Source organism: Micromonospora sp. WMMB482 (assembly GCF_019038635.1).
GTDB lineage: Bacteria > Actinomycetota > Actinomycetes > Mycobacteriales > Micromonosporaceae > Micromonospora > Micromonospora marina.
Genome location: NZ_JAHOPD010000020.1, coordinates 5,806,034 through 5,828,556, shown reverse-complemented (window position 1 = coordinate 5,828,556; position 22,523 = coordinate 5,806,034). Strand labels below are relative to the sequence as shown.

The 22,523-nt window shown below is 74.0% G+C and carries 25 protein-coding genes, 1 tRNA gene and 1 pseudogene; 20 read left to right on the top strand and 7 right to left on the bottom strand.

Features of this window, described 5'->3' with window-relative positions:
- Positions 1-49: 49 nt before the first annotated feature.
- The 6 genes from KSK32_RS28485 (at position 50) to KSK32_RS28460 (ending at position 7,075) form a co-directional block, all read left to right on the top strand.
- Positions 50-1,291: a glycosyltransferase family 4 protein gene (locus tag KSK32_RS28485; protein ID WP_216934294.1), complete on the top strand. Its 1,242-nt coding sequence runs from the start codon at positions 50-52 to the stop codon at positions 1,289-1,291.
- 102 nt (positions 1,292-1,393) lie between these two features.
- Positions 1,394-3,178: a DUF4012 domain-containing protein gene (locus KSK32_RS28480; RefSeq protein ID WP_216934292.1), complete on the top strand. Its 1,785-nt coding sequence runs from the start codon at positions 1,394-1,396 to the stop codon at positions 3,176-3,178.
- 13 nt (positions 3,179-3,191) lie between these two features.
- The gene (locus KSK32_RS28475) at positions 3,192-3,815 is read left to right on the top strand and encodes a hypothetical protein (RefSeq protein ID WP_216934290.1); all 624 of its coding nucleotides are present in this window, start codon (positions 3,192-3,194) and stop codon (positions 3,813-3,815) included.
- A 98-nt stretch (positions 3,816-3,913) separates the two neighbouring features.
- Complete coding sequence (locus tag KSK32_RS28470) at positions 3,914-4,330, top strand: protein-tyrosine phosphatase family protein (protein ID WP_216934288.1); 417 nt, start codon at positions 3,914-3,916, stop codon at positions 4,328-4,330.
- A 101-nt stretch (positions 4,331-4,431) separates the two neighbouring features.
- Positions 4,432-5,703 carry a D-alanyl-D-alanine carboxypeptidase family protein gene (locus KSK32_RS28465; protein WP_216934286.1) on the top strand — a complete coding sequence of 424 codons (1,272 nt, stop codon included), beginning with the start codon at positions 4,432-4,434 and terminating at the stop codon, positions 5,701-5,703.
- Positions 5,704-5,794: 91 nt separating this feature from the next.
- On the top strand, positions 5,795-7,075 hold the full coding sequence (locus KSK32_RS28460) for a D-alanyl-D-alanine carboxypeptidase family protein (protein WP_216934284.1): 1,281 nt from the start codon (positions 5,795-5,797) through the stop codon (positions 7,073-7,075).
- A gap of 15 nt (positions 7,076-7,090) precedes the next feature.
- Here KSK32_RS28460 and KSK32_RS28455 read toward each other — a convergent pair whose 3' ends face one another.
- A complete protein-coding gene (locus KSK32_RS28455; protein ID WP_216934282.1) occupies positions 7,091-8,116 on the bottom strand; it encodes a LacI family DNA-binding transcriptional regulator in 1,026 nt (341 codons plus the stop codon).
- Between the two features lie 198 nt (positions 8,117-8,314).
- On the opposite strand from KSK32_RS28455, the gene KSK32_RS28450 reads away from it, so the two are divergent.
- The 3 genes from KSK32_RS28450 to KSK32_RS28440 are packed head-to-tail and all read left to right on the top strand — an operon-like array spanning position 8,315 to position 10,692.
- Positions 8,315-9,280, top strand: a complete 966-nt coding sequence (locus KSK32_RS28450) for an acetylxylan esterase (protein ID WP_216934280.1) — start codon at positions 8,315-8,317, stop codon at positions 9,278-9,280.
- A gap of 48 nt (positions 9,281-9,328) precedes the next feature.
- Positions 9,329-10,294, top strand: coding sequence for a M15 family metallopeptidase (locus tag KSK32_RS28445; protein WP_254187220.1), 966 nt, complete (start codon positions 9,329-9,331; stop codon positions 10,292-10,294).
- The gene (locus KSK32_RS28440; protein WP_216934278.1) at positions 10,186-10,692 is read left to right on the top strand and encodes a DinB family protein; all 507 of its coding nucleotides are present in this window, start codon (positions 10,186-10,188) and stop codon (positions 10,690-10,692) included. The genes KSK32_RS28445 and KSK32_RS28440 overlap by 109 nt, the downstream gene beginning before the upstream one ends.
- 30 nt (positions 10,693-10,722) lie before the next feature.
- Here KSK32_RS28440 and KSK32_RS28435 read toward each other — a convergent pair whose 3' ends face one another.
- Positions 10,723-11,496, bottom strand: coding sequence for an alpha/beta hydrolase family protein (locus tag KSK32_RS28435; protein WP_216934276.1), 774 nt, complete (start codon positions 11,494-11,496; stop codon positions 10,723-10,725).
- 146 nt (positions 11,497-11,642) lie between these two features.
- Between KSK32_RS28435 and KSK32_RS28430 the strand changes: the two genes are divergently transcribed.
- The 4 genes from KSK32_RS28430 (at position 11,643) to KSK32_RS28415 (ending at position 14,403) form a co-directional block, all read left to right on the top strand.
- The gene (locus KSK32_RS28430; protein ID WP_216934274.1) at positions 11,643-12,035 is read left to right on the top strand and encodes a hypothetical protein; all 393 of its coding nucleotides are present in this window, start codon (positions 11,643-11,645) and stop codon (positions 12,033-12,035) included.
- Between the two features lie 76 nt (positions 12,036-12,111).
- A complete protein-coding gene (locus KSK32_RS28425) occupies positions 12,112-12,786 on the top strand; it encodes an HAD family hydrolase (RefSeq protein WP_216934272.1) in 675 nt (224 codons plus the stop codon).
- A gap of 314 nt (positions 12,787-13,100) precedes the next feature.
- A tRNA-Glu gene (locus KSK32_RS28420) sits at positions 13,101-13,173 on the top strand.
- 30 nt (positions 13,174-13,203) lie between these two features.
- The gene (locus KSK32_RS28415) at positions 13,204-14,403 is read left to right on the top strand and encodes an RtcB family protein (protein WP_216934270.1); all 1,200 of its coding nucleotides are present in this window, start codon (positions 13,204-13,206) and stop codon (positions 14,401-14,403) included.
- 32 nt (positions 14,404-14,435) lie between these two features.
- On the opposite strand, the gene KSK32_RS28410 is transcribed toward KSK32_RS28415, so the two are convergent.
- The 5 genes from KSK32_RS28410 to KSK32_RS28390 all read right to left on the bottom strand — a co-directional run bounded on the left by KSK32_RS28410 (position 14,436) and on the right by KSK32_RS28390 (position 16,638).
- Complete coding sequence (locus tag KSK32_RS28410) at positions 14,436-14,600, bottom strand: hypothetical protein (protein WP_216934269.1); 165 nt, start codon at positions 14,598-14,600, stop codon at positions 14,436-14,438.
- Positions 14,597-14,815, bottom strand: coding sequence for a helix-turn-helix transcriptional regulator (locus KSK32_RS28405; RefSeq protein WP_216934268.1), 219 nt, complete (start codon positions 14,813-14,815; stop codon positions 14,597-14,599). The genes KSK32_RS28410 and KSK32_RS28405 overlap by 4 nt, the downstream gene beginning before the upstream one ends.
- The gene (locus tag KSK32_RS28400; RefSeq protein ID WP_216934261.1) at positions 14,815-15,294 is read right to left on the bottom strand and encodes a DUF2975 domain-containing protein; all 480 of its coding nucleotides are present in this window, start codon (positions 15,292-15,294) and stop codon (positions 14,815-14,817) included. The genes KSK32_RS28405 and KSK32_RS28400 overlap by 1 nt, the downstream gene beginning before the upstream one ends.
- 31 nt (positions 15,295-15,325) lie before the next feature.
- Positions 15,326-15,967 (bottom strand): dihydrofolate reductase family protein, encoded by a 642-nt coding sequence (locus KSK32_RS28395; RefSeq protein WP_216934259.1) that lies wholly within the window; start codon positions 15,965-15,967, stop codon positions 15,326-15,328.
- A gap of 77 nt (positions 15,968-16,044) precedes the next feature.
- On the bottom strand, positions 16,045-16,638 hold the full coding sequence (locus KSK32_RS28390) for an HD domain-containing protein (protein ID WP_216934257.1): 594 nt from the start codon (positions 16,636-16,638) through the stop codon (positions 16,045-16,047).
- A 148-nt stretch (positions 16,639-16,786) separates the two neighbouring features.
- On the opposite strand from KSK32_RS28390, the gene KSK32_RS28385 reads away from it, so the two are divergent.
- The 7 genes and pseudogenes from KSK32_RS28385 to KSK32_RS28355 all read left to right on the top strand — a co-directional run bounded on the left by KSK32_RS28385 (position 16,787) and on the right by KSK32_RS28355 (position 22,495).
- Entirely contained in the window at positions 16,787-17,758 is a 972-nt protein-coding gene (locus tag KSK32_RS28385; RefSeq protein WP_254187219.1) for an LpqB family beta-propeller domain-containing protein, read from the top strand.
- Positions 17,755-18,687 carry a hypothetical protein gene (locus KSK32_RS28380; RefSeq protein WP_216934253.1) on the top strand — a complete coding sequence of 311 codons (933 nt, stop codon included), beginning with the start codon at positions 17,755-17,757 and terminating at the stop codon, positions 18,685-18,687. The genes KSK32_RS28385 and KSK32_RS28380 overlap by 4 nt, the downstream gene beginning before the upstream one ends.
- A 136-nt stretch (positions 18,688-18,823) precedes the next feature.
- The gene (locus KSK32_RS28375; protein ID WP_216934251.1) at positions 18,824-19,600 is read left to right on the top strand and encodes a class I SAM-dependent methyltransferase; all 777 of its coding nucleotides are present in this window, start codon (positions 18,824-18,826) and stop codon (positions 19,598-19,600) included.
- A 55-nt stretch (positions 19,601-19,655) separates the two neighbouring features.
- The gene (locus KSK32_RS28370) at positions 19,656-20,657 is read left to right on the top strand and encodes a hypothetical protein (protein ID WP_216934250.1); all 1,002 of its coding nucleotides are present in this window, start codon (positions 19,656-19,658) and stop codon (positions 20,655-20,657) included.
- The gene (locus KSK32_RS28365; RefSeq protein WP_216934248.1) at positions 20,654-21,307 is read left to right on the top strand and encodes a hypothetical protein; all 654 of its coding nucleotides are present in this window, start codon (positions 20,654-20,656) and stop codon (positions 21,305-21,307) included. Before KSK32_RS28370 ends, KSK32_RS28365 begins: the two co-directional genes overlap by 4 nt.
- Before the next feature lie 15 nt (positions 21,308-21,322).
- A complete protein-coding gene (locus KSK32_RS28360) occupies positions 21,323-22,225 on the top strand; it encodes an inositol monophosphatase family protein (RefSeq protein WP_216934246.1) in 903 nt (300 codons plus the stop codon).
- Between the two features lie 10 nt (positions 22,226-22,235).
- Positions 22,236-22,495: pseudogene (locus KSK32_RS28355) on the top strand (VOC family protein).
- Positions 22,496-22,523 lie beyond the last annotated feature (28 nt).

Here is a 22,523-nt window from a genome sequence, read left to right as displayed (position 1 = left end):
ACGCGGTGCGGCGCCCGGCCGTCCGGAAAGCCGCGCCGGGAGCGCGGTCATGAGGGTCGGCATCCTCACCTACCACTTCCCGCCGGAGCCGGCGTTCGTCCCGGGCAGCCTGGCCGAGGAGCTGGTGGCCAAGGGTCACGAGGTGCGGGTGCTCACCGGCTTCCCGGACTACCCGGGCGGCCACGTCTATCCCGGCTGGCGGCAGCGCTGGCGGCACCAGACGCACAGCGAGCGGCTGACCGTGCGCCGGGTGCCCCGGTACGCCGCGGGCGACGGTTCCGCCCGTTCCCGCGCGGCGAGCTGGCTCTCCTTCGCCGGCAGCGCCGCGCTCGCCGGCCGGGGCCTGCTCCGCGACGTCGACGTGCTCTACGTCCACGGCCACCCGGCGGTCACCTTCGCGGCCACCGGGCTGCTGCGGCTGCTCGGCCGTACGCCGACCGTGCTGCACGTGCAGGACGTGTGGACGGAACGGGACGGGCGCGCGGAGCAGGACAGCGGGTGGCCGGCCCGGCTGGGCGCCGCCACCCGCCGCCTCTACCGGGAGGCGGCGCTGGTGGCGGTCGGCTCGCCGGCCATGGCGGATCTGGTCCGCGCCGGCGGGGCGGAGCCGGGCCGGGTGCGCACCGCGCCGAACTGGACCGACGAGCGCATCTTCCGCCCCACCCAGGCCGGCCCCGCGGTGCGCCGGCTGGTCCGCCGGGACGACCGCTGCGTGGTGATGCACGCGGGGACGATCGGCGCGCGCCAGGATCTGGAGACGGCGGTCCGCGCGGCGGCGGCGCTCGGCGACCGGATGGACCTGGTGCTCGTGGGTTCGGGCCCGCAGGAGCGGCGGGTGCGGGGGCTCGCCGCCGGCCTCGGCGCGGACAACGTCCGGTTCCTGGAGCGACGGTCCGCCGTGGACATGCCGCAGCTCTACGCCGCCGCCGACTACCAGCTCGTGGCCCAGCGCGGCCTGCCGGAGCTGCACGGCCGGGTGCCGGGCAAGCTCCAGGCCGCGCTCTCCTGCGCCGCGCCGGTGGTCGCCTCCGCGGCGGGGGCGACGGCGGAGGTGGTGGAACGGGCCCGCGCCGGCCTGTCCTGCCCGCCGGAGGACTGGGCCGCGCTGGCCGACCGCTTCTGGCTGGCCGCCGCGATTCCGCCGGCCGCCCGGCTCGACATGGGCAGGCGGGGCCGCGACGCGTACCTGCGGGACATGTCGATGCGGGCCGGTGTGGACCGGATCGAGGCGCTACTGCACGAGGCGGCCGAGCGGGCGTCGAACCGAACAAAGCTCGCACGCAGCAGTTAAATCGTCAGAGTGTCGGATAACGCCATGAAAAGCCACTTTCTCGTGCTAAAAAGCACTCGATCACGAATTGTGTCCGATTCGACCGATGCATAGGGGGAATCCGTGACCGGACCTGGTGCCACGCCCGTCCGGCGGCGCCGCTCGCGTCGGCGCCGGCGCGCCCGGGTCCGCCGGATCCTGCTGACCGGGCTGGTCGTCGTGTCGGTGCTGCTCAGCGCCGGCGGCTGGGTCGCGTTCCGGGGCTGGCAGGCCCGCGCCCACCTGGTCAACGCCGCCGGGCTGGCGCGGGAGCTCAGCGCCCAGGTGCTCGACGGCGACGTGGCCCGGGCCCAGCGGACGCTCGCCGCGTTGCAGGAACAGGCCGCCGCCGCGCGCGGCGAGACCGGGGATCCGGTGTGGTGGGTCGGCCAGCAGACCCCCTACGCGGGGGACAACCTGGCCGCGGTGCGGCAGATCTCGGTGGCGGTGGACGACCTGGCCCGGCTCGCGTTCCCCACGCTGCTGCGCGTCGACCTCGCCTCGCTGGTGCCGAAGCAGGGCAAGCTGGATCTCGCCCGCCTGCGCGCCGTCTCGGCCGAGGTCTCCGCCGCCGACCAGGCGGTACGCCGGACCGCCGACCGGCTGCGGCAGGTGCCCACCGGCGACCTCGTGACGCAGGTACGCGACGCCGTCACCGCGCTGCGCTCGGAGCTGGACCAGCTCGGCGAGCTGACCTCGGCGGCTGAGCGCGGCGCCCGGCTGCTGCCGCCACTGCTCGGCGCGGACGGACCGCGCAGCTATCTGCTGATCTCGCAGAACCCGGCCGAGCTGCGTGCCACGGGCGGCATGTTCGGCGCGTACGCCGTCCTGCGCGCCGAGGGCGGACGGATCCGCCTCGTGAAGCAGGGCAGCTCGTCCGACCTGCGGTTCTTCGACCCGCCGCTCGCTGTCGACGCGGAGGCGAAGCGGCTCTGGGGCGACCTGCCGGGCATCTATCCGGCGGACGTGAACCTCAATCCGGACTTCCCGGCCGCCGCCGCGCTCTACCGGGACATGGTGCGCCGCCGGACCGGCACCACTGTGGACGGGGTGCTGGCCGTGGACCCGGTGGTCCTGTCGTACCTGCTCGGCGTCGTGGGCCCGGTGAACGTGCCGGACGGGCCGTCGCTGGGCGCCGCCACCGCCGTGCGGACGCTCCTCAGCGACTCGTACCGGGACCTGGGCACGAAGGACCAGGACGAGTACTTCACCAAGGCCGCCTCGGGCGTATTCGACACCCTGTTCACCAAGACGGTCGACCCGCGTGCGCTTTTGACCGTTTTTACCCGTTCAATCCATGAACGTCGGATATTGTTCTGGAGTGTCCGACCTGAGGAGCAACGCGCACTGGCCGGCAGCCGGCTGGCCGGTCAGCTCCCGGAGCAGGACTCCGTACCGACTGTCGGCGTGTTCCTCAACGACGGCAGCGGCGCGAAGCTCGGCTACTACCTCAGGTTCTCGGCCACCGTGACGGTCGGCGAATGCCACCAGGACGGGCGCCGCGAGCTGCGGCTGCGGGTCACGGTGCACTCCACCGCCCCGAAGTCGGGCCTGAGCAAGTCGGTCACCGGGCTGGCCCTGGCCGGCGACAAGTACACCGCACGCACCTTCGTCTCCGTCCACACGCCCACCGGCGGCGCCGTGCTCACCGGCCGGCTGGACGGGCGGGACACCGCGATGAGGAGTGGCAGCCACGGCCGCCGCCAGGTGGCGGTGGCGAACGTGGAGACCCGCCCGGGGCAGACCCGGACGCTCGACGTCACGGTGCTCACCGGCAGGACCGGCGCCGGGACGGCCGACCTGGTGCACACGCCCACCGTCACCCCATGGACCACCCAAATAGTCAACGCACCAAGCTGTGAACAGTAGGAGGGAATCCATCATGCGGCTATCCCGCATCATCATGGCGCTCACGGTGGGCCTGGCCGTAGCGGCCGTGCCGACCGCGGCCGGGGCGGCACAGCCGCAGCCACCGGTCTACCCGCCCCAGGGAATCGTCTCGCTGACCGTCTCACCGCCCACCATCCGGCTCGGCGAGACGTTCACGCTGCGGGGTTCGGGCTTCCTGGCGAACGAGACGGTCCGGATCGACGTGGCGATCTCGGGCCTGCCCGCGGCCGCCCCGGCCGAGGGGGCCGCGCGCCGCAGCGACGGCAGCACGGTGGCGATGGCGCCCGTGGCCTATACGCCCAACCGGGCCCAGCCGCAGCCCGCGCCGACCACGTTCACCGTGACGGCCGACGGTAGCGGCAACTTCACCGTCACCTACCGGCCGACCCGGCCGGGCCGGCACACGTTCACCGCCACCGGCCTGACCTCCGGGCGGACCGCCAGCGCGACCGGCACCGTCCTGCCGCCGCGGCCGACCCGGCCGCCGCACAAGGGCGGACTGCCGGTCACCGGTGACAGCATCGGCACGCCGCTGAAGCTCGGTGGTGGCCTCGCCGCCGCCGGGGCGGTGCTGCTGCTGGGCTCCCTGGCCTGGCGCCGCCGTCGCGTCGGCTGATCCGGGACGCGCCGGGAACCACCCGGCTCGATCGTGAGTGCCCGCCGGACGCGGTCCGGCGGGCACTCACGTGTCCGGGCGACAGGACACAATGAGCCATGGATGCGACACCGTGGACCGACCAGTCCGGCCTGCTCACGCTGCCCGGAGGCGCCACCGTGCGCGGGCGCCGGGTCGCCGGGCCCGCCTCGCCCGCCGACTTCGCCCTGCTGCTGGCGCCCGGTCCCGAGCCGGAGTGGCCGGCCCGGCGGATCCGCTGGCCCGACTTCTGGATCCCGGCCGACCGCGCCGACGCCCTCGACGCGCTGCGGGAGGCGCGGCGGCGCGCGTACGCGGGCGAGCGGGTCGAGGTGGCCTGCCACGGCGGCGTCGGGCGCACCGGCACCGCGCTCGCCGCGCTCGCCGTGTTGGACGGGCTGCCGCCCGCGCGGGCGGTGGCCTGGGTCCGGTCCCGCTACCACCGGCGCGCGGTGGAGACGCCGTGGCAGCGGTGGTGGCTGCGCGGCGTGCACTGACACCCTCGCCGGTCACCGAAAGATGCCGTGCGATCGGCACACCGTCACGACACCGGTGAGCCGTCCGGACCTGATCATCGGGCTCGGTAGGGTGCCTTCTCATGAGAGCCCGGGTCCTGGCCGCCGCCACCGCCGTCACCCTGCTCGCCGCCGGGACGCCCGCCCCGGCCACCACACCCGCCACCGCACCCGTTGCCGCGCCCGTCGCCACCGCTGCCTGCCCGCGCCTGCCCGCACCGAAGGTCAGCCGGCCGCCCCGCCCGACGCCGCCGGTCACGACGCCCGAGCAGGCGGCGGTGGGCGGCGAGGCGCTGGCCGGCACCGGGCTGGTCACGCCGTCCGGCAGTCCCGCGCCCCCGGCGGTCACCGCCACCACCTGGCTGGTGGCGGACCTGGACACCGGCGCGGTCCTCGGCGCGTGCGGCGCACACGTCCCCGGTACCCCGGCCAGCACCCAGAAACTGCTGCTGGCCGCCACCATGCTGAGCCGGCTGGACCCCAGGCAGGTCGCCGTGGCCACCCGCGCCGACCTGGACATCGAGCCGGGCAGCTCGGCTGTCGGCCTGCTCGTCGGCGGCCGCTACAGCGTGCAGACGCTGTGGCTGGGCCTGCTGCTCCAGTCCGGCAACGACGCCGCGAACATGCTGGCCCGACTCGGCGCCGGCAGCGCACCGGCCGGCGTCGCCGAGATGAACGAGCAGGCCCGCCGGCTCGGCGCCGGGCAGACGCACGCGGTCACCCCGTCCGGCCTGGACGGTCCCGGCCAGTTCACCAGCGCGTACGACCTCGCGCTCATCGCGCGGGCCTGCTTCGCCGACGCCGCGTTCCGCCGGTACGCGCTCACCGAGCGCACGCAGATCCCGGCCCAGCCCGCGCTGAAGAAGGGCGGGTTCCAGATCCAGAACGAGAACCAGCTCATCTACCGCTATCCCGGCGCACTCGGCGGCAAGACCGGCTTCACCGAGCTGGCCCGGCACAGCTACGTCGGCGCCGCGCAGCGGGGCGGACGCCGCCTCGTGGTGACGCTGCTCGGCGCCGAGGCCCGCCCGGTACGCGGCTGGCAGCAGGGCGTCCAGCTGCTCGACTGGGGCTTCCGGCTGCCTCGCGACGCCTCGGTCGGCCGGCTGGTCGAGCCGGGCGAGCGGGAGGCCGAGGCGGCGCAACCCCGGCAGGCGGCGGCCGCCGAGCCCACCCGTACCGCCTCACCGCCGTGGCGGGGGCCGGCCGGGACGGCGCTGCAACGCATCGGCGACGGGGACTGGCGGGTGATCGTGCCGGTCGCCGGTCTGCTGGCCCTCACCGTCGGTGGGATGGCGGCGGTGCTCGCCGCCCGCCGTGGCCGCGCCCGCAGGCGGGGACGCCGCCGCGCCTGACCGGGCCGCACCCTACCGCCCGGTCCGGGCGCCGGAACGCGAATCCCGGAGCCGGTGACCCGTTGGGGTCGGCGTGGCTACCGTCCGGGTCATGAGGACCTGGGGACCCTTCGTGGCGCTGGCCGCCGCCCTGCTGCTGCCGGCCCCGGCGACACCGGCGGTGGCCGCCGTCCGCGCGCCCGTACGCCGGCTGCCGGCCGCGCCGCCCTGCCCGAATGTGCCGGCCGCGTCGACCCGGCCGCCGCAGCCGCCGCCCGCGCCCGACCCGGCCGCGCGGGCCGTCGGCGGTGCCGCGCTCGACACCGCGGGCCTGGTCGTCCCGCCCGCGTCCACCGTGCCGCCGGCTGTGACCGCCACCTCCTGGGTGGTCGCCGACCTGGACAGCGGCGCGGTGCTCGGCGGCTGCGGCCCGCACGAGTACGGCGTGCCCGCGAGCGTGCAGAAGCTGCTGCTGGCCGCCACCATGCTGCCCCGGCTGGACCCGGACCGGGAGGTGACGGTGACCGCCGGGGACCTGGCTGTCGAACCGGGCAGCTCGGCGGCCGGGCTGGTGGAGGGCGGGCGCTACCGGATCGAGACGATCTGGCTGGGACTGCTGCTGCGCTCCGGCAACGAGGCGGCCAACGCGCTCGCCCGCCTCGGCGGCGGACCGGACGGGCTGACCGGCGGGATCCGGGCGATGAACGAGGAGGCGCACCGGCTCGGCGCCCGGCAGACGCACGCGGTCACCCCGTCCGGGCTGGACGGGCCGGGGCAGTTCACCAGCGCGTACGACCTGGCGCTCATCGCGCGGGCGTGCTTCGCCGACCCGGCGTTCCGCAGGTACGCCGCCACCCGGTCCGCGCGGATCCCGGCCCAGCCCGCGCGGCGGGCGAAGGCGTTCGCCATCTCCAACGACAACATGCTGCTGGACCACTATCCGGGCGCGCTCGGCGGCAAGACCGGCTTCACCGACCTGGCCCGGCACACGTACGTCGGCGCCGCCGAACGTGGCGGGCGGCGCCTCGTGGTCACGCTGCTCGGTGCCGAGGTGACCACGCAGCGGGGCTGGCAGCAGGGCGCGGCGCTGCTGGACTGGGGCTTCGCGCAGCCCCGCGACGCAGCGGTCGGGCGGCTGGTCGAGCCGGGGGAGCTGGACCGGTCCGCGCCACCGGCGGTCGGGGCGGCCTCGGCCCTGGCCGGGCACGCCGGTCTGGCCGGCGGTGCGGCGGCGCCCGTCCCGCGGCCGGGCACGGGTGTGACGGTCGCGGTGGGCGCGGTGCTGACGGCCGGGGGAGCGCTGCTGCTGGCCCGGCGCCGCCGCCACGCCGCCGCCGTAGCCATGTCGACCGGGCCGGTCCTACGGGAGCCGGAAATTCCGGAACAGGACTGAAAGGGACAGCCCGGATCAGTGGCGGGCGGGCCCCGCGGTGCTGTCCCGCACCACGAGTTCGGTGGCCAGCTCGACCCGGGGCGAGTCGATCTCCTCGCCCTGGGCCAGCCGCAGCACGGTCCGCGCGGCGAGCCGGCCCATCTCCACGAGCGGCTGGCGCACGGTGGTCAGCGGCGGTGAGGCCCACCGTGCCTCGGGCAGGTCGTCGAAGCCCACCACGCTCACGTCGTCGCAGACCCGCAGCCCGCGGCGGCGCACCGCCTCGTACACACCGAACGCCATCTGGTCGCTGGCGGCGAAGATGGCGGTCGGCGGGTCGTCGAGGTCGAGCAGCGCGCCACCGGCGGTGAAGCCGGAGGCGTGGTAGAAGTCGCCGGGCTGCACCAGCCGGTCGTCGGCGACGACCCCGGCGGCGGCCAGCGCGGCCCGGTAGCCGTCCAGCCGGGCGCGGCTGCACAGCAGGTGCGGCGGGCCGGCCACGAAACCGATCCGGCGGTGGCCGAGCTTGAGCAGGTGCTCGGTGGCGGCCAGGCCGCCGGTCCAGTTGGTGGCGCCGATCGCCGGCACGTCCGTGGCGGCCACGCCGGCGGCCGGGTCGACCACCACCACCGGCACGTTGAGGCGCCGCAACTGGGCCTGCACCGCCGGGCTCAGGTGTGAGGTCACCACGATCACGCCGTCGGACGCGCGGGCACGCAGGTTGTGCAGCCACTGCCGGGTGGAGCTGGACTCGCGGTGGATCGCCGAGACGACGGTGCCCACCCCGGCGGCGTGGCTGACGTCCTCGACGCCGCGGATGATCTCCACCGCCCACGGGCTGTCCAGGTCGTTGAAGACCAGGTCGACCAGGTCCGCCCGGCGCACGGTACGGCTGCCCCGGCGCCGGTAGCCGTGGTGGCGCAGCAGCTCCTCGACCCGTTCCCGGGTGTCCGGCGCGACGTCGGACCGCCCGTTGAGCACGCGCGACACGGTCGGGACCGAGACGCCGGCCTCCCGTGCGATCGCGGTGATGGTCACCCTGCGCTCGTCGTCCGCGCTCACCCGTGTTCCCTTCGCCGGCTGCCGGAACCGACCGGTAGACCGTCCCGCCCCACGCACATCTTGCCGTACGCCGAGGGCTTGACGACAGGCCGGACCGGCCCTAGCGTTCGCACGAGTTGCGGAAACCTTCCGGAAATGCGCCCGCCATCGTCCCACTGCTCGCCGTCCACCCCCGACGCACGACGAGGAATCCGAGGCGTGTTCACCGACCTGACCGAGGCCGAACTCCGTGCCTATCGCAGCGACCTGCCCGAGCCGCCGGACTTCGACGCCTTCTGGGCTGACACTCTGGCACAGGCGCGCTCGTGCGGCGACCCCGTGTCGGCGACCCCGCTGCCGACGCCGCTGACCGCTGTCGACGTCTACGACGTGACCTTTCCCGGCTTCGCCGGACAGCCGATCCGCGCCTGGCTGCGGGTGCCGCGCGGCGCGACGGAGCCGTTGCCGACGATCGTGCAGTACGTCGGGTACGGCGGCGGCCGCGGCCACGCGCTGGAGAACCTGCTCTGGTCCGCGGCCGGCTTCGCCCACCTCCAGATGGACACGCGCGGCCAGGGCGCGGGGTGGAGCCGGGGCGACACACCGGACGTCGCCGCCGCCGGGCCGCAGGCGCCGGGCATGGCCACCCGGGGCATCGAGGATCCTAACAAGTACTACTACCGGCGCTTCCTCACCGACGCGGTCCGCGCCGTGGACGCCGCGTGCGAGCTGCCCGCGGTCGACCCGGACCGGATCGCCGTGCTCGGTCACAGCCAGGGCGGCGCCGCCGCGCTCGCCGCCGCCGCGCTGGCGCCGAGGGTACGGGCGGCGGTGGCGCTCGTGCCGTTCCTCTGCGACATCCCGCGCGCGATCACGATCACCGACGCCACGCCGTACCGGGAGATCCGCGACTACCTGGCCGTGCACCGGGACCGCGAGGACCAGGCGCTGCGCACGCTCGGCTACGTCGACGGCGTCGCGTTCGCCCGCCGCGCCACGGTGCCGGCCCGGTTCTCCGTCGCGCTGATGGACGAGATCACGCCGCCGTCCACCGTCTACGCCGCCTACCACGACTACCGCGGTGACAAGGACCTGACGGTGTGGCGGTTCAACGGCCACGAGGCGGGCGGCATCGACGACGACACCGCCGCGCTCGACTTCCTCCGTACCGTGCTGGGCGGCTGACCACCGGTTCCGCCGATGCCGGGCCGCCGGGGCTGGTAGACACGGCGGATGGGCACCGGCAGACGCGCGACGGCGGTCCTTGCCGTCGCCTCCGCGCTGCTCGCCGCCGCCTGCCAGCGGCCGGCGCCGTCCCCGCCGCCGCCGTCACCCACCCCGACCGGGCCCCGCGCCCCGGCGGACTTCGTGGACCTCGCCACCGTCGACCCCACGATCCGCACCGACATCCGGTACGCGGGCCCGCACAACTTCGTCGGCCGCCCCATCGACGGGTACGCCGAACCGCGCTGCCTGCTCACCCGCCCGGCGGCCCAGGCGCTGCACCGGGTGCAGACCGCCGCGCTCGCCGGCGGGCACAGCCTCAAGGTGTACGACTGCTACCGCCCGCAGCGCGCGGCGGACGACTTCGTCGCCTGGGCGAAAGTCCCCGGGGAGCAGCGGATGAAGAGTGAGTTCTATCCCCGCGTGCCCAAGGACCGGCTGTTCGCCGACGGCTACATCGGCGCGCCCACCGCGCACAGCCGGGGCAGCACCGTCGACCTGACCCTGGTTCCGGTCTCCGGGCCCTCGCAGGCCGCGTACACGCCCGGCCAGGCGCTCGTGCCCTGCACCGAGCCCGCCGGCCGCCGCTTCGCCGACGACTCGATCGACATGGGCACGGGGTTCGACTGCTTCGACCCGCGCGCCCACACCGCCGACGCGCGGATCAGCGACACCGCCCGGAGCAACCGGGATCTGCTGCGACGGCTGATGTCCGCCCAGGGATTCGAGAACTATCCACTGGAGTGGTGGCACTACCGGTACGTCGACGAGCCGTACCCGGACACCTGGTTCGACTTCCCGGTGGCCGGTTCGTCGCTGCGGGGACGGTCGCCCCGCCATGATCGATTGGGGCTAGGCTGGCGCTCGTGGAGACCGAACGGATCGGCCCGCCCCTGCTGGCCGGCGAGCGGGAGTCGTTGCGCGCCTTCCTCGACTTCCACCGGGCCACGCTGGCCCTCAAGTGCGAGGGACTGACCGACGAGCAGTTGCGCCGGCAGGCGTCACCGCCGTCCACGCTGTCCCTGCTCGGACTGGTCCGGCACATGGCGGAGGTGGAGCGCACCTGGTTCCGCCGGGTCATCGCCGCCGAGGACGTACCGCTGATGTGGTCGGACAGCGGCGACTTCCAGCAGGCGTACGACGCCCGCGACGCCGACGCGGCGGAGGCGTTCGAGGCGTGGCGGCGGGAGATCGGGCACGCCCGGCGCATCGAGCGGGAGGCCGAGTCGCTCGACGTGACAGGTCATCAGGCGCGCTGGGGCGAGGACGTCTCGCTGCGCCTGGTCATGCTGCACATGCTGCACGAGTACGCCCGCCACAACGGGCACGCCGACCTGATCCGCGAGGCGATCGACGGCACGGTCGGCGTCTGAACCGGCCCGGTCACAGCCCGCGCGCACCGGTCAGCGCGGGCGCAGCGGCAACCAGGCGAGCACGTCGGAGATCCGCGCGTCCCAGTACGCCCAGTCGTGGTCACCCGGACCGAAGTCGACGGCGACCGGCACGTCGCGTTTCCGGGCCACGTCGAGGAACCGCAGGCTGTCCTCGTACAGGAAGTCCTCGTTGCCGCAGGCGACGTAGAGCGCCGGCCGGTCGTCACCGGAGCGCTCCAGCAGCCCCACCGTGTCGTCGTCGGCGGGCACCGGGCCGTCACCCCAGACGGTGTGCCACACCGCCGGGTCGACCGGACGGGCCGGATGGTGGCGGCGGCGCGTCACGTCCAGCGCGCCGGACAGGCTGGCCGCCGCCGCGAACCGGTCCGGGTGGCGCAGGGCCCACTTCACCGCCCCGTAGCCGCCCATCGACAGGCCCGCGACGAACGTGTCCTCCCGGCGGGTGGACAGCCGGAAGAACGACCGGCACACCTCGGGCAGCTCCTCGCTGAGGAACGTCCAGTACCGGTTGCCGTGCGCCTCGTCGCAGTAGAAGCTGCGCTGCACCTGCGGCATCACCACGGCGAGCCCCAGCGGCGCCACGTACCGCTCGATCGAGGTGCGCCGGGTCCACACCGTGTCGTCGTCGGTCAGGCCGTGCAGGAGGTAGAGCACCGGCGGGTCACCGTCGGCGGCCGCGCCCGGCACGCCGATCCCGGCCGCGCCGCGATCGGGCAGCAGCACCGTCATCGACGTGCCCATGCCGAGTGCCTCGGAGAAGAAGTCGCACCGGATCAGGGCCATGAGGCGGCAGCCTACCTCGGAGGGGTTCGATGAGGGCGTTCCTCTTGCCCCGGACGGTCGCACGGGAAAGGATGGCCGTGCGTGCCGGAAACACACCCGTAACCTGCGCGCTGCTGGTCTCTGTCACGAGGAAGTGGGAGTCAGTCATGAGCGACGTGTCGGCCGCACTGGGGGTGCGCCTCTACCCGGACCTGGTCGAGCCCGGCGGTCTCGCCCCCGCGCTCGTGGCCACCGCCGCCGCGAACCAGCTCGACGTCGGCGAGGTGACCGCGCCGGAGCAGGGGCGCAGCCGGTACACGTGTGCCGAGATGACCTCTCCCCGGGGCGTCGTCTGCGTCAGCCTCGGCTCCCAGGCCCGCTACTTCATGATCGACCTGCGGGTGGACGGCGACGTCCAGGCCCGGGGCGACGCCACCGACCTGCTCCAGGTCGCGCAGGTCGCCGCCGCGTGGCGGGCCGGCATCACGCTCGCCGAGCTGACCGCGCGCTACCCGTTCATGGAGGAGATGCGCCGCCACCCGGTCGCGCACGCCGGCTGAGGCCGACCACCCCAGCCCTGCCCGATCCAGGTCGACCGCCGCTCCCGGACGCGTCGTGTCGATCTAGGGTGATGCGATGACCGCCAGGCGCGTGACGACAGTACTGTTCGACTTCGCCTGGACGCTGTTCGCCAGAGACTCGGAGCGTTGGGTGGGCAACGCGGCGGCATCGATCGGCCGGACATTGGCTGCCGGCGAGGCGCACCGTATTGCCGGCGACTTCGCGGAGCTGTTGCGGGAGACGGCCACGGATCCGGCCCATATCGCCCGAGATCTGGATCGGCGAGTCTGGGATCGGGCGATCCTCACCGTGCTGGAACAGATTCCTGGGGTTGACCAGGCGCTGGCATCGGCCTTGCACGAAACACACGCCGAAGCAGTCGAGCCGTACGCCGACACCGTCGCCACCCTGTCCGCATTGCGTGACAGTGGTGTTCGCATCGGTGTCGTCAGCAACGTCGGCTGGGACATCCGCAAATGCTTTGCGCGGCACGGACTCGACGGCCATGTCGATGCGTTCGTACTGTCCTACGAGGTCGGCTTCGTCAAACCGGACCCTCGGATCTGGGGCGCTGCCCTCGCAGCCCTCCATGCCGTACCGGGCCAGGCCCTGATGGTCGGTGATCATCCCGCCGGCGACGGCGGATCGGTTTCCGCCGGCATACCAGCGCTGATCCTGCCAATGGTGGATTCGCCCGCGCAGAAACGCGGATTCGAGTACGTGCTCAGGCTTGCCCAGGTTCCGTCCTGACGGGTCTGCCGCTGGCGCTGTCGCAAATACACGTTGCCGCCGGTGCGCGGCGGCCGTACCGTGAGCGGCAACGTTCTGATCCACCAGGGGAGTCCACCGTGTCGCAGCAGAATCGCACCCGCGCCGAGCGGCTCGCGCCGCGCGCCGGTGTCCTGCTGTCCGAACCGGGCACGGGCCGGCGACGGCAGTGGCAACCAGGGTGGTGGCGCGTCTAGCGTCGGCGCGACGATCCGCGCGAACCGCCCGCCCCGACACCGGAGCCGGGCGGTTCTTCGTGTCCGGGGCATTCTCAGCGACGGCACCGCGCCGTCGAGGGGCCGTTGGAGCAACTGGCAGCTCACCCGGCTCTCAACCGGGAGGCTACGGGTTCGAGTCCCGTACGGCCTACATCAGACGGACATGAGCAAGGAGACGACGATGGGTTTCACCCCGCTGGCCGGTACCCGGGCACCGGTCCGGGTCTGGACCGACCCGTACGCGATCGAGGCGCAGGCGGCCCGGCAGCTGCGCAACATCGGTGCGCTGCCGTGGGTGCAGGGCGTCGCGGTGATGCCGGACGTGCACTTCGGCAAGGGCGCCACCGTCGGCTCGGTGATCGCGATGCGGCAGGCCGTGTCGCCGGCCGCGGTCGGCGTGGACATCGGCTGCGGCATGTCCGCGGTGCGGACCTCGCTGACCGCCGCCGAGCTGCCCGACGACCTCGCGCCGCTGCGTTCGGCGATCGAGGCGGCGATCCCGGTCGGCTTCGCGATGCGCGACGACGCGGTCGATCCGCGCCGGATCCGGGGGCTGGAGCAGGCGGGCTGGGACGAGTTCTGGCGGCGGTTCGGCACGCTGGACCGGAAGGTCGCGCAGCTCCGGACGCGGGCGCAGCGGCAGCTCGGCACGCTCGGCGGCGGCAACCACTTCATCGAGGTCTGCCTGGAGCAGGGCGGCGCGGACGACGGCCGGGTCTGGCTGATGCTGCACTCCGGTTCCCGCAACATCGGCAAGGAGCTGGCCGAGCGGCACATGGCGGTGGCGCGCGGGCTGCCGCACAACACCGACCTGCCGGACCGCGATCTGGCGGTGTTCCTCGCCGGCACGCCGGAGATGGAGGCGTACCGGCGGGACCTGTGGTGGGCGCAGGAGTACGCCCGGCGCAACCGGGCGGTCATGCTCGCGCTGCTGAGCCAGGTGGTCCGGGAGGCGTTCCCGCACGCCGGCTACGACGAGCCGATCTCCTGCCACCACAACTACGTGGCGGAGGAGACCTACGACGGGGTGGACGTGCTGGTGACCCGCAAGGGCGCCATCCGGGCCGGGACGGGCGACCTGGGCATCATCCCCGGCTCGATGGGCACCGGCTCGTACATCGTGCGCGGCAAGGGCAACCCCGACGCGTACTGCTCGGCGTCGCACGGCGCCGGGCGGCGGATGTCGCGGGGGCAGGCGAAGCGCACGTACAGCACCGCGGATCTGGCCGCGCAGACCGCCGGCGTGGAGTGCCGCAAGGACGCCGGTGTGGTCGACGAGATCCCCGGCGCGTACAAGGACATCACCGAGGTGATGGCCCAGCAGGACGACCTGGTCGAGGTGGTCGCCCACCTCAAGCAGGTCGTCTGCGTGAAGGGCTGAGCGGCAGGGCCGGCGTCGAGGGGGCGCCGGCCCTACCGGGTACGCCGGGCGACGCGTACGCCGATGGCGACCGCGCCGATGACGAGCAGCGCGGACAGCAGCTGGAGGCCGGGGGAGTCGTCGGCCTCGCCGTACACGAAGCCGGCGACGCCGAGCGCGACGGCGAGCAGGGCGACGGCGGCGGCCAGGTGTCTCATCGGTCCTCCTCGTCGGCGACCCATTCGAGCAGGTCGCCGGGCTGGCAGCCGAGCACCCGGCACATGGCCTCCAGGGTGCTGAACCGGACGGCCTTGGCGCGGCCGTTCTTGAGCACGGCGACGTTCGCCGGGGTGAGCCCGACGCGTTCGGCGAACTCGCCGACGCTCATCTTGCGCTTGGCCAGCTCGACGTCGATGCGCACGACGATCGGCATCAGATCACCGCTTCCATGTCGGTGCGCAGCGTGGTGGCCTGGCGCAGCAGCGCGCGCATCACCACCATCAGCAGCCCCAGCACGCTGACGCCGGTGACCAGCAGGAACAGCAGCAGCGGCAGGCCCGGGTCGTCGGCGTTGAAGCCGACGTAGCCGAACACGCCGACGAGCACCACCCAGGCGGCGGCGATGGCCCAGACGATCCCGTCGACCCAGCCCAGGGACGCCTCGGTGAAGATGCGGTCGTCGCGGACCAGGGTGAGCAGCTGCCAGGTGCAGACGATCACCACCTGCACGCACAGCACCCAGAAGATCGTGACCGCGGTGGCGGGCCACCGCAGGTACGCCATGTCCGGGTTCTCGCGCGCCATGTGCGCGAACTGCCCGGGCAGCGACATGGTCTGGAACAGCACCAGGATCGCGAACAGCAGGGCCAGGAAGGCGCGCAGTGGTGTCACCGCGCGTTGCGCCGTCAACATGCATCGACTATCGCGCGGAACCTATCGAAAGTCAATCGGTATCGCTCGCGCGGCGGCCGACGGCGTAGCGGACGTGTACGGCGTGCCGCGAGTGGTGCACGGCGCGGATCTCCAGGTCGACGTCCCGGTCGAAGCCCTCGAAGAGCCGCTTCCCGGCACCGAGGATCACCGGCGCGGTGGACAGGCCCAGCTCGTCGACCACACCGGCCGCGAGCGCCTGCCGGATGACGTCGGCGCCCCCGCCGATGACCACCGCGCCGTCACCGGCCGTACGCCGGGCCGCGGCCAGCGCCTCGTCGAACCCGTCGACCATGAGGAAACCGGCGTCCGGGTCGGGCTGGTCGGCGGTGCGGTGGGTGAGCACGACCAGGGGCGCCTGGAACGGGTTCCGGCCGCCCCACGCGCCGGCGCTGTCGTACATGCCCCGGCCGCACAGCGCGGCGCCGACGCCCGTCAGCAACTCGTCGAAGTACGCGCGGTCCTCGCCGGTCATGCCGGTGCCGGGTTCGCGTGGCGTGTCGTACGTCCACGGCCCGCCCATCACCCAGTGGTGCAGCCGCTCGCCGCCGACACCGAGCCCCTGGCCGGCGTGGTCGTCCGGTCCGGTGACGTACCCGTCCAGGGACACGGTGACGAACGCCCGCACCCGGCCCCGCCCTTCACTGGTGCTCATGCTTCCTCCCGGAGATCGGAGAACACCGACTCGGGGAAGACCGCCCTCGCGCGCCGGACTCGTCGCCGCCTCCGGCGTCAGCCGTACACCGGATGCTCGGCCTGGAACGCCAGCCGGCGGTCCGCGCCGGCGGCCAGCTCGGCGAGCACGTCGTCGAGGTCCAGGAACGTCTGCCAGCGCTCCTGGCCGGTGATGCCGGCGAGCCGGTCGACCACGAGCTGCTCCAGGTCGGTGACCCGGCGGCCCTTCCACACCTTGTCGGCGAGGCTGACCAGCAGGTCCTCCAGCTGCACGCCGGGGGAGTGCCACGCGGCGTGGGTGACGGCGAAGCGGGCCCGTTCCTCCGGTACGCCGAAGCGCAGCAGCAACTGGTAGCCCGCCTCCTCGTGCGCCGACCCGGGCCCGGTCAGCTCGGCCGGGTGCTCGACCTTGCCGATGTCGTGCACGGCCGCGCCGAACAGCACCGCCTGCCTGTCGAACGGCACCGCGCCGAACCGGTCGGCGAACGCGGCGGTCAGGTGCCAGGCGACGTCGTGCACCAGCCGCAGGTGCGCGCCGAGACGCGGCGGGGCGGCGAGGGCGTCCAGCAGCTCGACCGCCACACCGGGCAGCGGGAGCAGCGGCGGGTCGCCCGGTTCGTTGAGAGCGCGGCGCAGCGCGTCGGAGGTCATCGGGGCGAGCGTACCGGTCTCCGGTGCACTCACCAGGGGTGATGGACGAGCAGCCGAGCGTGAAGCGGCCACTCGTCCGATTCCGGTGCGTCGATCCACTCGCGAGTGTGGGGGCCACGTCTCACACGGGGGTTGTTGAATGACAGCAATGAATCGTCGTGCCCTGCTGCGCACCGCCGCGCTGACCGGGCTCGCCGCCGCGACCGGGCTGGCCGCCGCATCCACGGCCGCGTCCGCCGCACCCGCGTCCGCCGCCGGCGTGGTGAACGGGTCGTGGCTGGTCAGCGTCGGCTGGGGTGTGCTCCAGGTCGACCCGGGCCGCACCACGCCGCGCGAGCTGCTGCCGAACGGGGACAACGCCAAGGCCTCGCCGGACGGCCGGTACGTGGCCTGGGAGAACACGGCCCGGTCGGGCGACGGCTCGCTGGAGCCGTTCGTGGCGGTGCACGACCGGATCACCGGCGAGAAGCGCACGCTGCTCGCCGACCCGTTCGGCGTCTACTACGGCGCGCCGACCTGGTCGCCGGACGGCCGGGAGATCGCGCTGGTCACCGGCGAGAACCGCGACCGGCTGATCGCCGTCGACGTGGCGACCGGCGCCACCCGCGTCCTGGTCGAGGGACACGTCATGACCGACCCGGACTGGTCCCGGGACGGCTCGATGATCGTCGTCAGGTGGCGCAGCCGTTCCCAGGGCTGGCAACTGCGGGTGCTGGAACTCGCGACCGGCACGGTGCGGCCCATCTACACGCCGGTGGCGGGCGAGATGTTCCTCTCGCCGGTCTTCACGCCGGACTCCGGGCGCGTGGTGTTCTGCACCGACCGCTGGTATCCGGACCTGGAGACGCTCAACCAGTCCCTCGCCTCGGTGCGGATCAACGGGACCGGGCTCAAGAAGCTCACCGACGAGCCCCGGTTCTACCTGTCGCCGGTGTTCTCCCCGGACGGCCGCTACTGCGCCGCGCTGTCGATCCCGCCGGAGAACGAGTACCCCGACGGCGGCAACATCATCGTGTCCACCAGTGGCTTCGGCGAGCAGTGGTGGATCCCCGGCGACGAGTACGACGACAGCACCCGGCTCGACTGGGCCCGGGCGATCACCACGGAGGTGCCGGCATGACCACGATGAACCGCCGTACGCTGTTGCGCGCCGCCGCGCTCACCGGCGCCGCCACCGCGACCGGGCTGGCCGGCGGGCTGGCGGCCGTCGCGCCCGCCTCGGCCGCCACGGGCGTCAACGGGCCGTGGATCGTCACCGGCAGCGCCGGCGTGCTGCAGATCAACCCGGGCCGCACCACCCCGCAGGTGCTGCTGCCCCCGGGCGCCGACGCGGCCGCCTCGCCCGACGGGCGCTACATCGCGGTGCCCGACTACGAGGGCGGGCCCGTGCTCCTGCTCCTCGACCGTGTCACCGGCCAGGTCCGCACGTTGATCAGCGACGCGCCCGGCAACCGCTACGAGTGGCCGACCTGGTCCCCGGACAGCACCGAGATCGCTCTCGTGGTGAACGACTCCACACTCGTCGCTGTCGACGTCGCCACCGGCGGCCGGCGCCTCCTCGTCGAGGGGCACCGCATGGCGCGTCCGAACTGGTCCCGGGACGGCTCGATGATCGTGATGGAGTGGGTCAGCCGGTCCAACGGCGGGCAGTTGCGCGTGCTGGAGCTGGCCACCGGAAAGGCGCGACTGGTCTATCAGCGCGTACCGGGCGAGTTCGCGGACCACGCGGTCTTCACCCCCGACTCCCAGCGGATCGTGTTCAGCACCAACCGGTGGTACCTGGACCAGGAACGCCACAACCTGTCGCTGGCGTCGGTGCGGCTCGGCGGCACCGGGCTGAAGATGCTCACCGACGAACCGCGGTTCATCATCTCGCCGGTGTTCTCCCCGGACGGGCGCTACTGCGCCGCACTGTCCGTCCCGGACAGCAACCCGGACGCCGACGGCGGCAACATCATCGTCTTCACCAGCGGCTTCGGCGAGCCGTGGTGGATCCCCGGCGACGAGTACGACGACAGCATGCGGCTCGACTGGGCGCCGGCCGTCTGACGATCGACGCGGCGGCCGGGACGACCGGCCGCCGCGCCGCCGTACCCCGGGCGGATGTGCACTCCGGAAGGCGGAAGCGGTGCGAGGCTTGGGGGTGGACGCCGCCGACGGGGCCGGCGTCCGCTGTGGAGGGGTGATGGCCGAGCCGCCGACCGGGACGTCGTCGCACCGCGCGCAGGCGCACGTCAGGCACGCCAACCACCGCCGCTACCACGACGGCGCCGAGGTCGACGGGTACGTCGACGACCCGTACCACCGGGTGCGCCGCGCGGTCGCGGCCGGGCTGATGGCCGAGGGAGTGACCCGGCGCGGGCCGGTGCTGGAACTGGGCTGCGGGCCGCGCGGCATGCTCGACCCGGCCGCGCTGCCCGGCCCGGTGGTGCTCGCGGACATGGCCGAGACGGCGCTGCGCACGGCCCGCGCGGCGGCCGGCGGCCGGGCGCTGCCGGTCCGCCTGGACGCCACCCGCGGGCTGCCGTTCCGGGCCGGCAGCTTCGCCGGGCTGCTCGCCGGGGAGCTGATCGAGCACGTGTACGACCCGCTGGCGCTGCTGCGGGAGTGTCACCGGGTGCTGGTGCCCGACGGCCTGCTGGTGCTCACCACCCCGAACCTGGCGCCGGTGCAGGACCGCCTGGCGTTCCTCGCCGGCCGGGCGCCGCGGCAGGTCGACCCGCTGCACCCGTACCTGTGGCTGCACATCCGCCCGTTCACCGCCTCGCTGCTGCGCCGGACGCTGCGCCGGGCCGGGTTCACGCCGGTGGCGCTGCGCTCCAACGAGGTCGGCTGGCGGCTGCCGGGCGGCCGGTGGGTGGCCTCACGCCGGCTGGCCCGCGCCGCACCAGGGCTCGGCGGCTCGCTGATCTGCGCCGCCCGCCGGCACGGCGCACCGCCACCACCGCACAACAGGGCGTGATGGCGACATTGACAACGGGCTATCATGAGGGTTCCGTCGTCGACCGGGGGATGTCATGACGCGCCTGCTCGCCTGGGTCGTGACCAATCTCGACGCGTTCATCGGCCTGGTCCTGGCTCTCACGGTGTCCGTGCTCGGCCTCACCAACGCGGTCGACCAGGAGGTCGTCAACAGCGCGATCCTGCTGGTCCTGGGCCTGCTCGCGCAGGCGATGCTGCGGGACCGGCTGCGCCGGCGCACCACCGAGCGGGAGGTTCGCCAGGTCATCTCGGACACCCGTGACCGGCTGACCGACCTGGTGCCGCAGATGCAGGAGATCACCGGCCCGGAGGGCGCGCTGAACCGGGCCCGCGAGGCCATCGACAGCGTCTCCATGGTGCGCGTGCTGCACGGCAGCGAGGTCGGGCAGGCGCTCGCCGAGGCGCGGCGGCACACCGACCAGTGGAGCTTCAAGGGCGGCACCGGCACCTTCCTGCGCGCGGTCACGCTGCCGGACTGCCTGGAACACGCCCGGCGGCGCAACGCCACGCTCACCGTCGCGATCGAGATCATCGACCCGACCGACGAGGAGGTCTGCGAGCGGTACGCGCGGTTCCGGCGCAGCCTCGACCCGGACGCGCCGGGCGAGCCGTGGACCGTCGACCGCACCCGCAAGGAGTCGTACGCGACGGTGCTGGCCGCCTGCTGGCACCTGCAGCGCTCCGGCCTGCTCACCGTCGACGTCCGGCTCTCCGCGCAGATGACCACGTTCCGCTACGACCTCTCCTCCTCCTGCGTCGTCATCACCCAGGAGAACCCGCAGACGCCCGCGCTGCGCATCGACCGCGGCGAGGTCTACTACAACCGTTTCAACATCGAGCTGGACTACAGCCGCCGGCAGAGCCGGCGCGTGCCGATCGAGGCGTCGGCCCAGGTCAAGCTCGACGACGAGCCGTCGGTCGAGCAGGTACGGCGGCTGTTCGCCGCCCTCGGCCTGACGCTGCCCCGGTCCTTCGGCGACCGCGAGGTCGCCGGCATCGTCGGCAAGGCCGTCCAGGCGAGGAACCCCTACTCATGACCAGTTACGCCGACCTCGAACGGGAGATCGACCGGGGCACCCGGCCGGAGGTGCTCCGCGGCTGGGTGCTGGACGTGCTCGGCGACGTCGCGGACGGGCGGCGGCCGCTGCGCGCGGTCCGGCACCCGCTCGGCTTCACCTGCCTGCCCGTGGAACGCGACGGCCCGGACGGCATCTGCGTGCACGCCTGGCCGGCCGACCCGCCGCCGGTGCGCCCGACCACCTCCACCATGCACTCGCACAGCTGGGACCTGCTCAGCCACGTGCTGCACGGCACCGTCCGCAACGAGCTGATCGAGGTCGACGACGCGCCGGCCGACCCGGCCTGGCGGATCTACGAGGTGCACAGCCTCGGCGAGGTGGACGAGATGGCCGCCACCGACCGGCTGGTCACCGCGACGACCGCGACGGTGGAGACGCACTCGGCCGGCGACTCGTACGCGCTGCGCGCCGGTGGCTTCCACACCTCGGAGGTCGACGCCGGTGAACCGGCGGTGACAGTGGCGCTGGGCCGGACCACTCCCGGCGCGTGCGACCTGAGCCTCGGCGCGGTGGACGGGCGCAGCCACCGGGTACGCCGGGACCGCTGCGACGCGGCGGAGACCGCGCGGATGGCGCGGGAGATCGCGCGACTGGTGGCACGGGGCTGACTGGCTGGAGGAGCCATGGACGTGGAGCCGAGCAGAGACGGGCCCGACCTGCGCGACGCGCACCGGTTCGCGGTGGAGGTCGCGCAGGCGGCGGGTCGCCTGCTGCGCCGGGGCACCCGGGGGGAGGTGCACGCCCGGGCCAAGAACGACACCGGTGACCTGGTGACCGACCTCGACCTGGCCGCCGAGCGCCTGATCGTCGACCGGATCCGGGCCCGCTGGCCGGAGCACGGGGTGATCGCCGAGGAGGGCGGCGAGTACGCCCCGGACACCACCTGGGCGTGGCTCGTCGACCCGCTCGACGGCACCAACAACGTGGCGATCGGCCTGCCCGCGTACGTGGTGGGCATCGCCCTGTGCGACAACGGCTCGCCGGTGCTCGGCGTGGTGCACGACCCGGTCGCGGGCCGTACCTGGTCGGCGGTGCGCGGCCGGGGCGCGTTCGTGCACGGGTCCGGTCCGGCCGCGCGGCCGCTGCGCGCCGTGCAGCGGCCGGTGCCGTCCGCGCCGGTGCTGGCCTGGACCCAGGGGCACGAGGTACGCCGGGACGACAGCACCGCCCGGGCGCTGAAGGTGGTGCTCGACACCAGCGCCCGCCGGGTGCTGCAACTGTGGGCGCCGCTGCTGTCCTGGGTGATGCTGGCCCGCGGCGACATCGACGGCATCGTCGGCTACCGCCCCGAGGCGGTCGACCTGCCCGCCGGGGTGCTGCTCGCCGTCGAGGCCGGCATGGCGGTACGCGCGCTCGACGGCGGCACGTTCGACGACCGGTACGGCTGCCCGGCGGACCGGCGCAGCTTCGTGGCCGGGCCGCCGGAGACCATCGACCGGCTGGTCAAGCTGGTCACCGCGGCACAGTGGATCGAACCGCAGGTGCGCCGCCTCACCCCGGTCGGCCTCGGCTCGGTCGGCTGGTGAGCCGGGTCCGCTGATCCTGTCCGACCTGCACCGCCACGGGCACCACGACGCGGAGCGGGAACGTGCGGTCAAGGCCGGGCCGCCGAGCTCGGTGTCGTGCTCACCGTGCCCACCGCCGACCTGGACGCCACGTACGCGCTGTGGCGCGACGAGGGGCTGCCGGTGACGCTGGAGCCGGAGGACGTGGCATGGGCGCGGATCTTCTACGGGCTCGACCCGGACGGCTGCGAGGTCATGTTCGAGCAGTTCCACCCCGTCACGGGCACCTGACCGTACGTGCCGGATGCTGCCGCCTGTT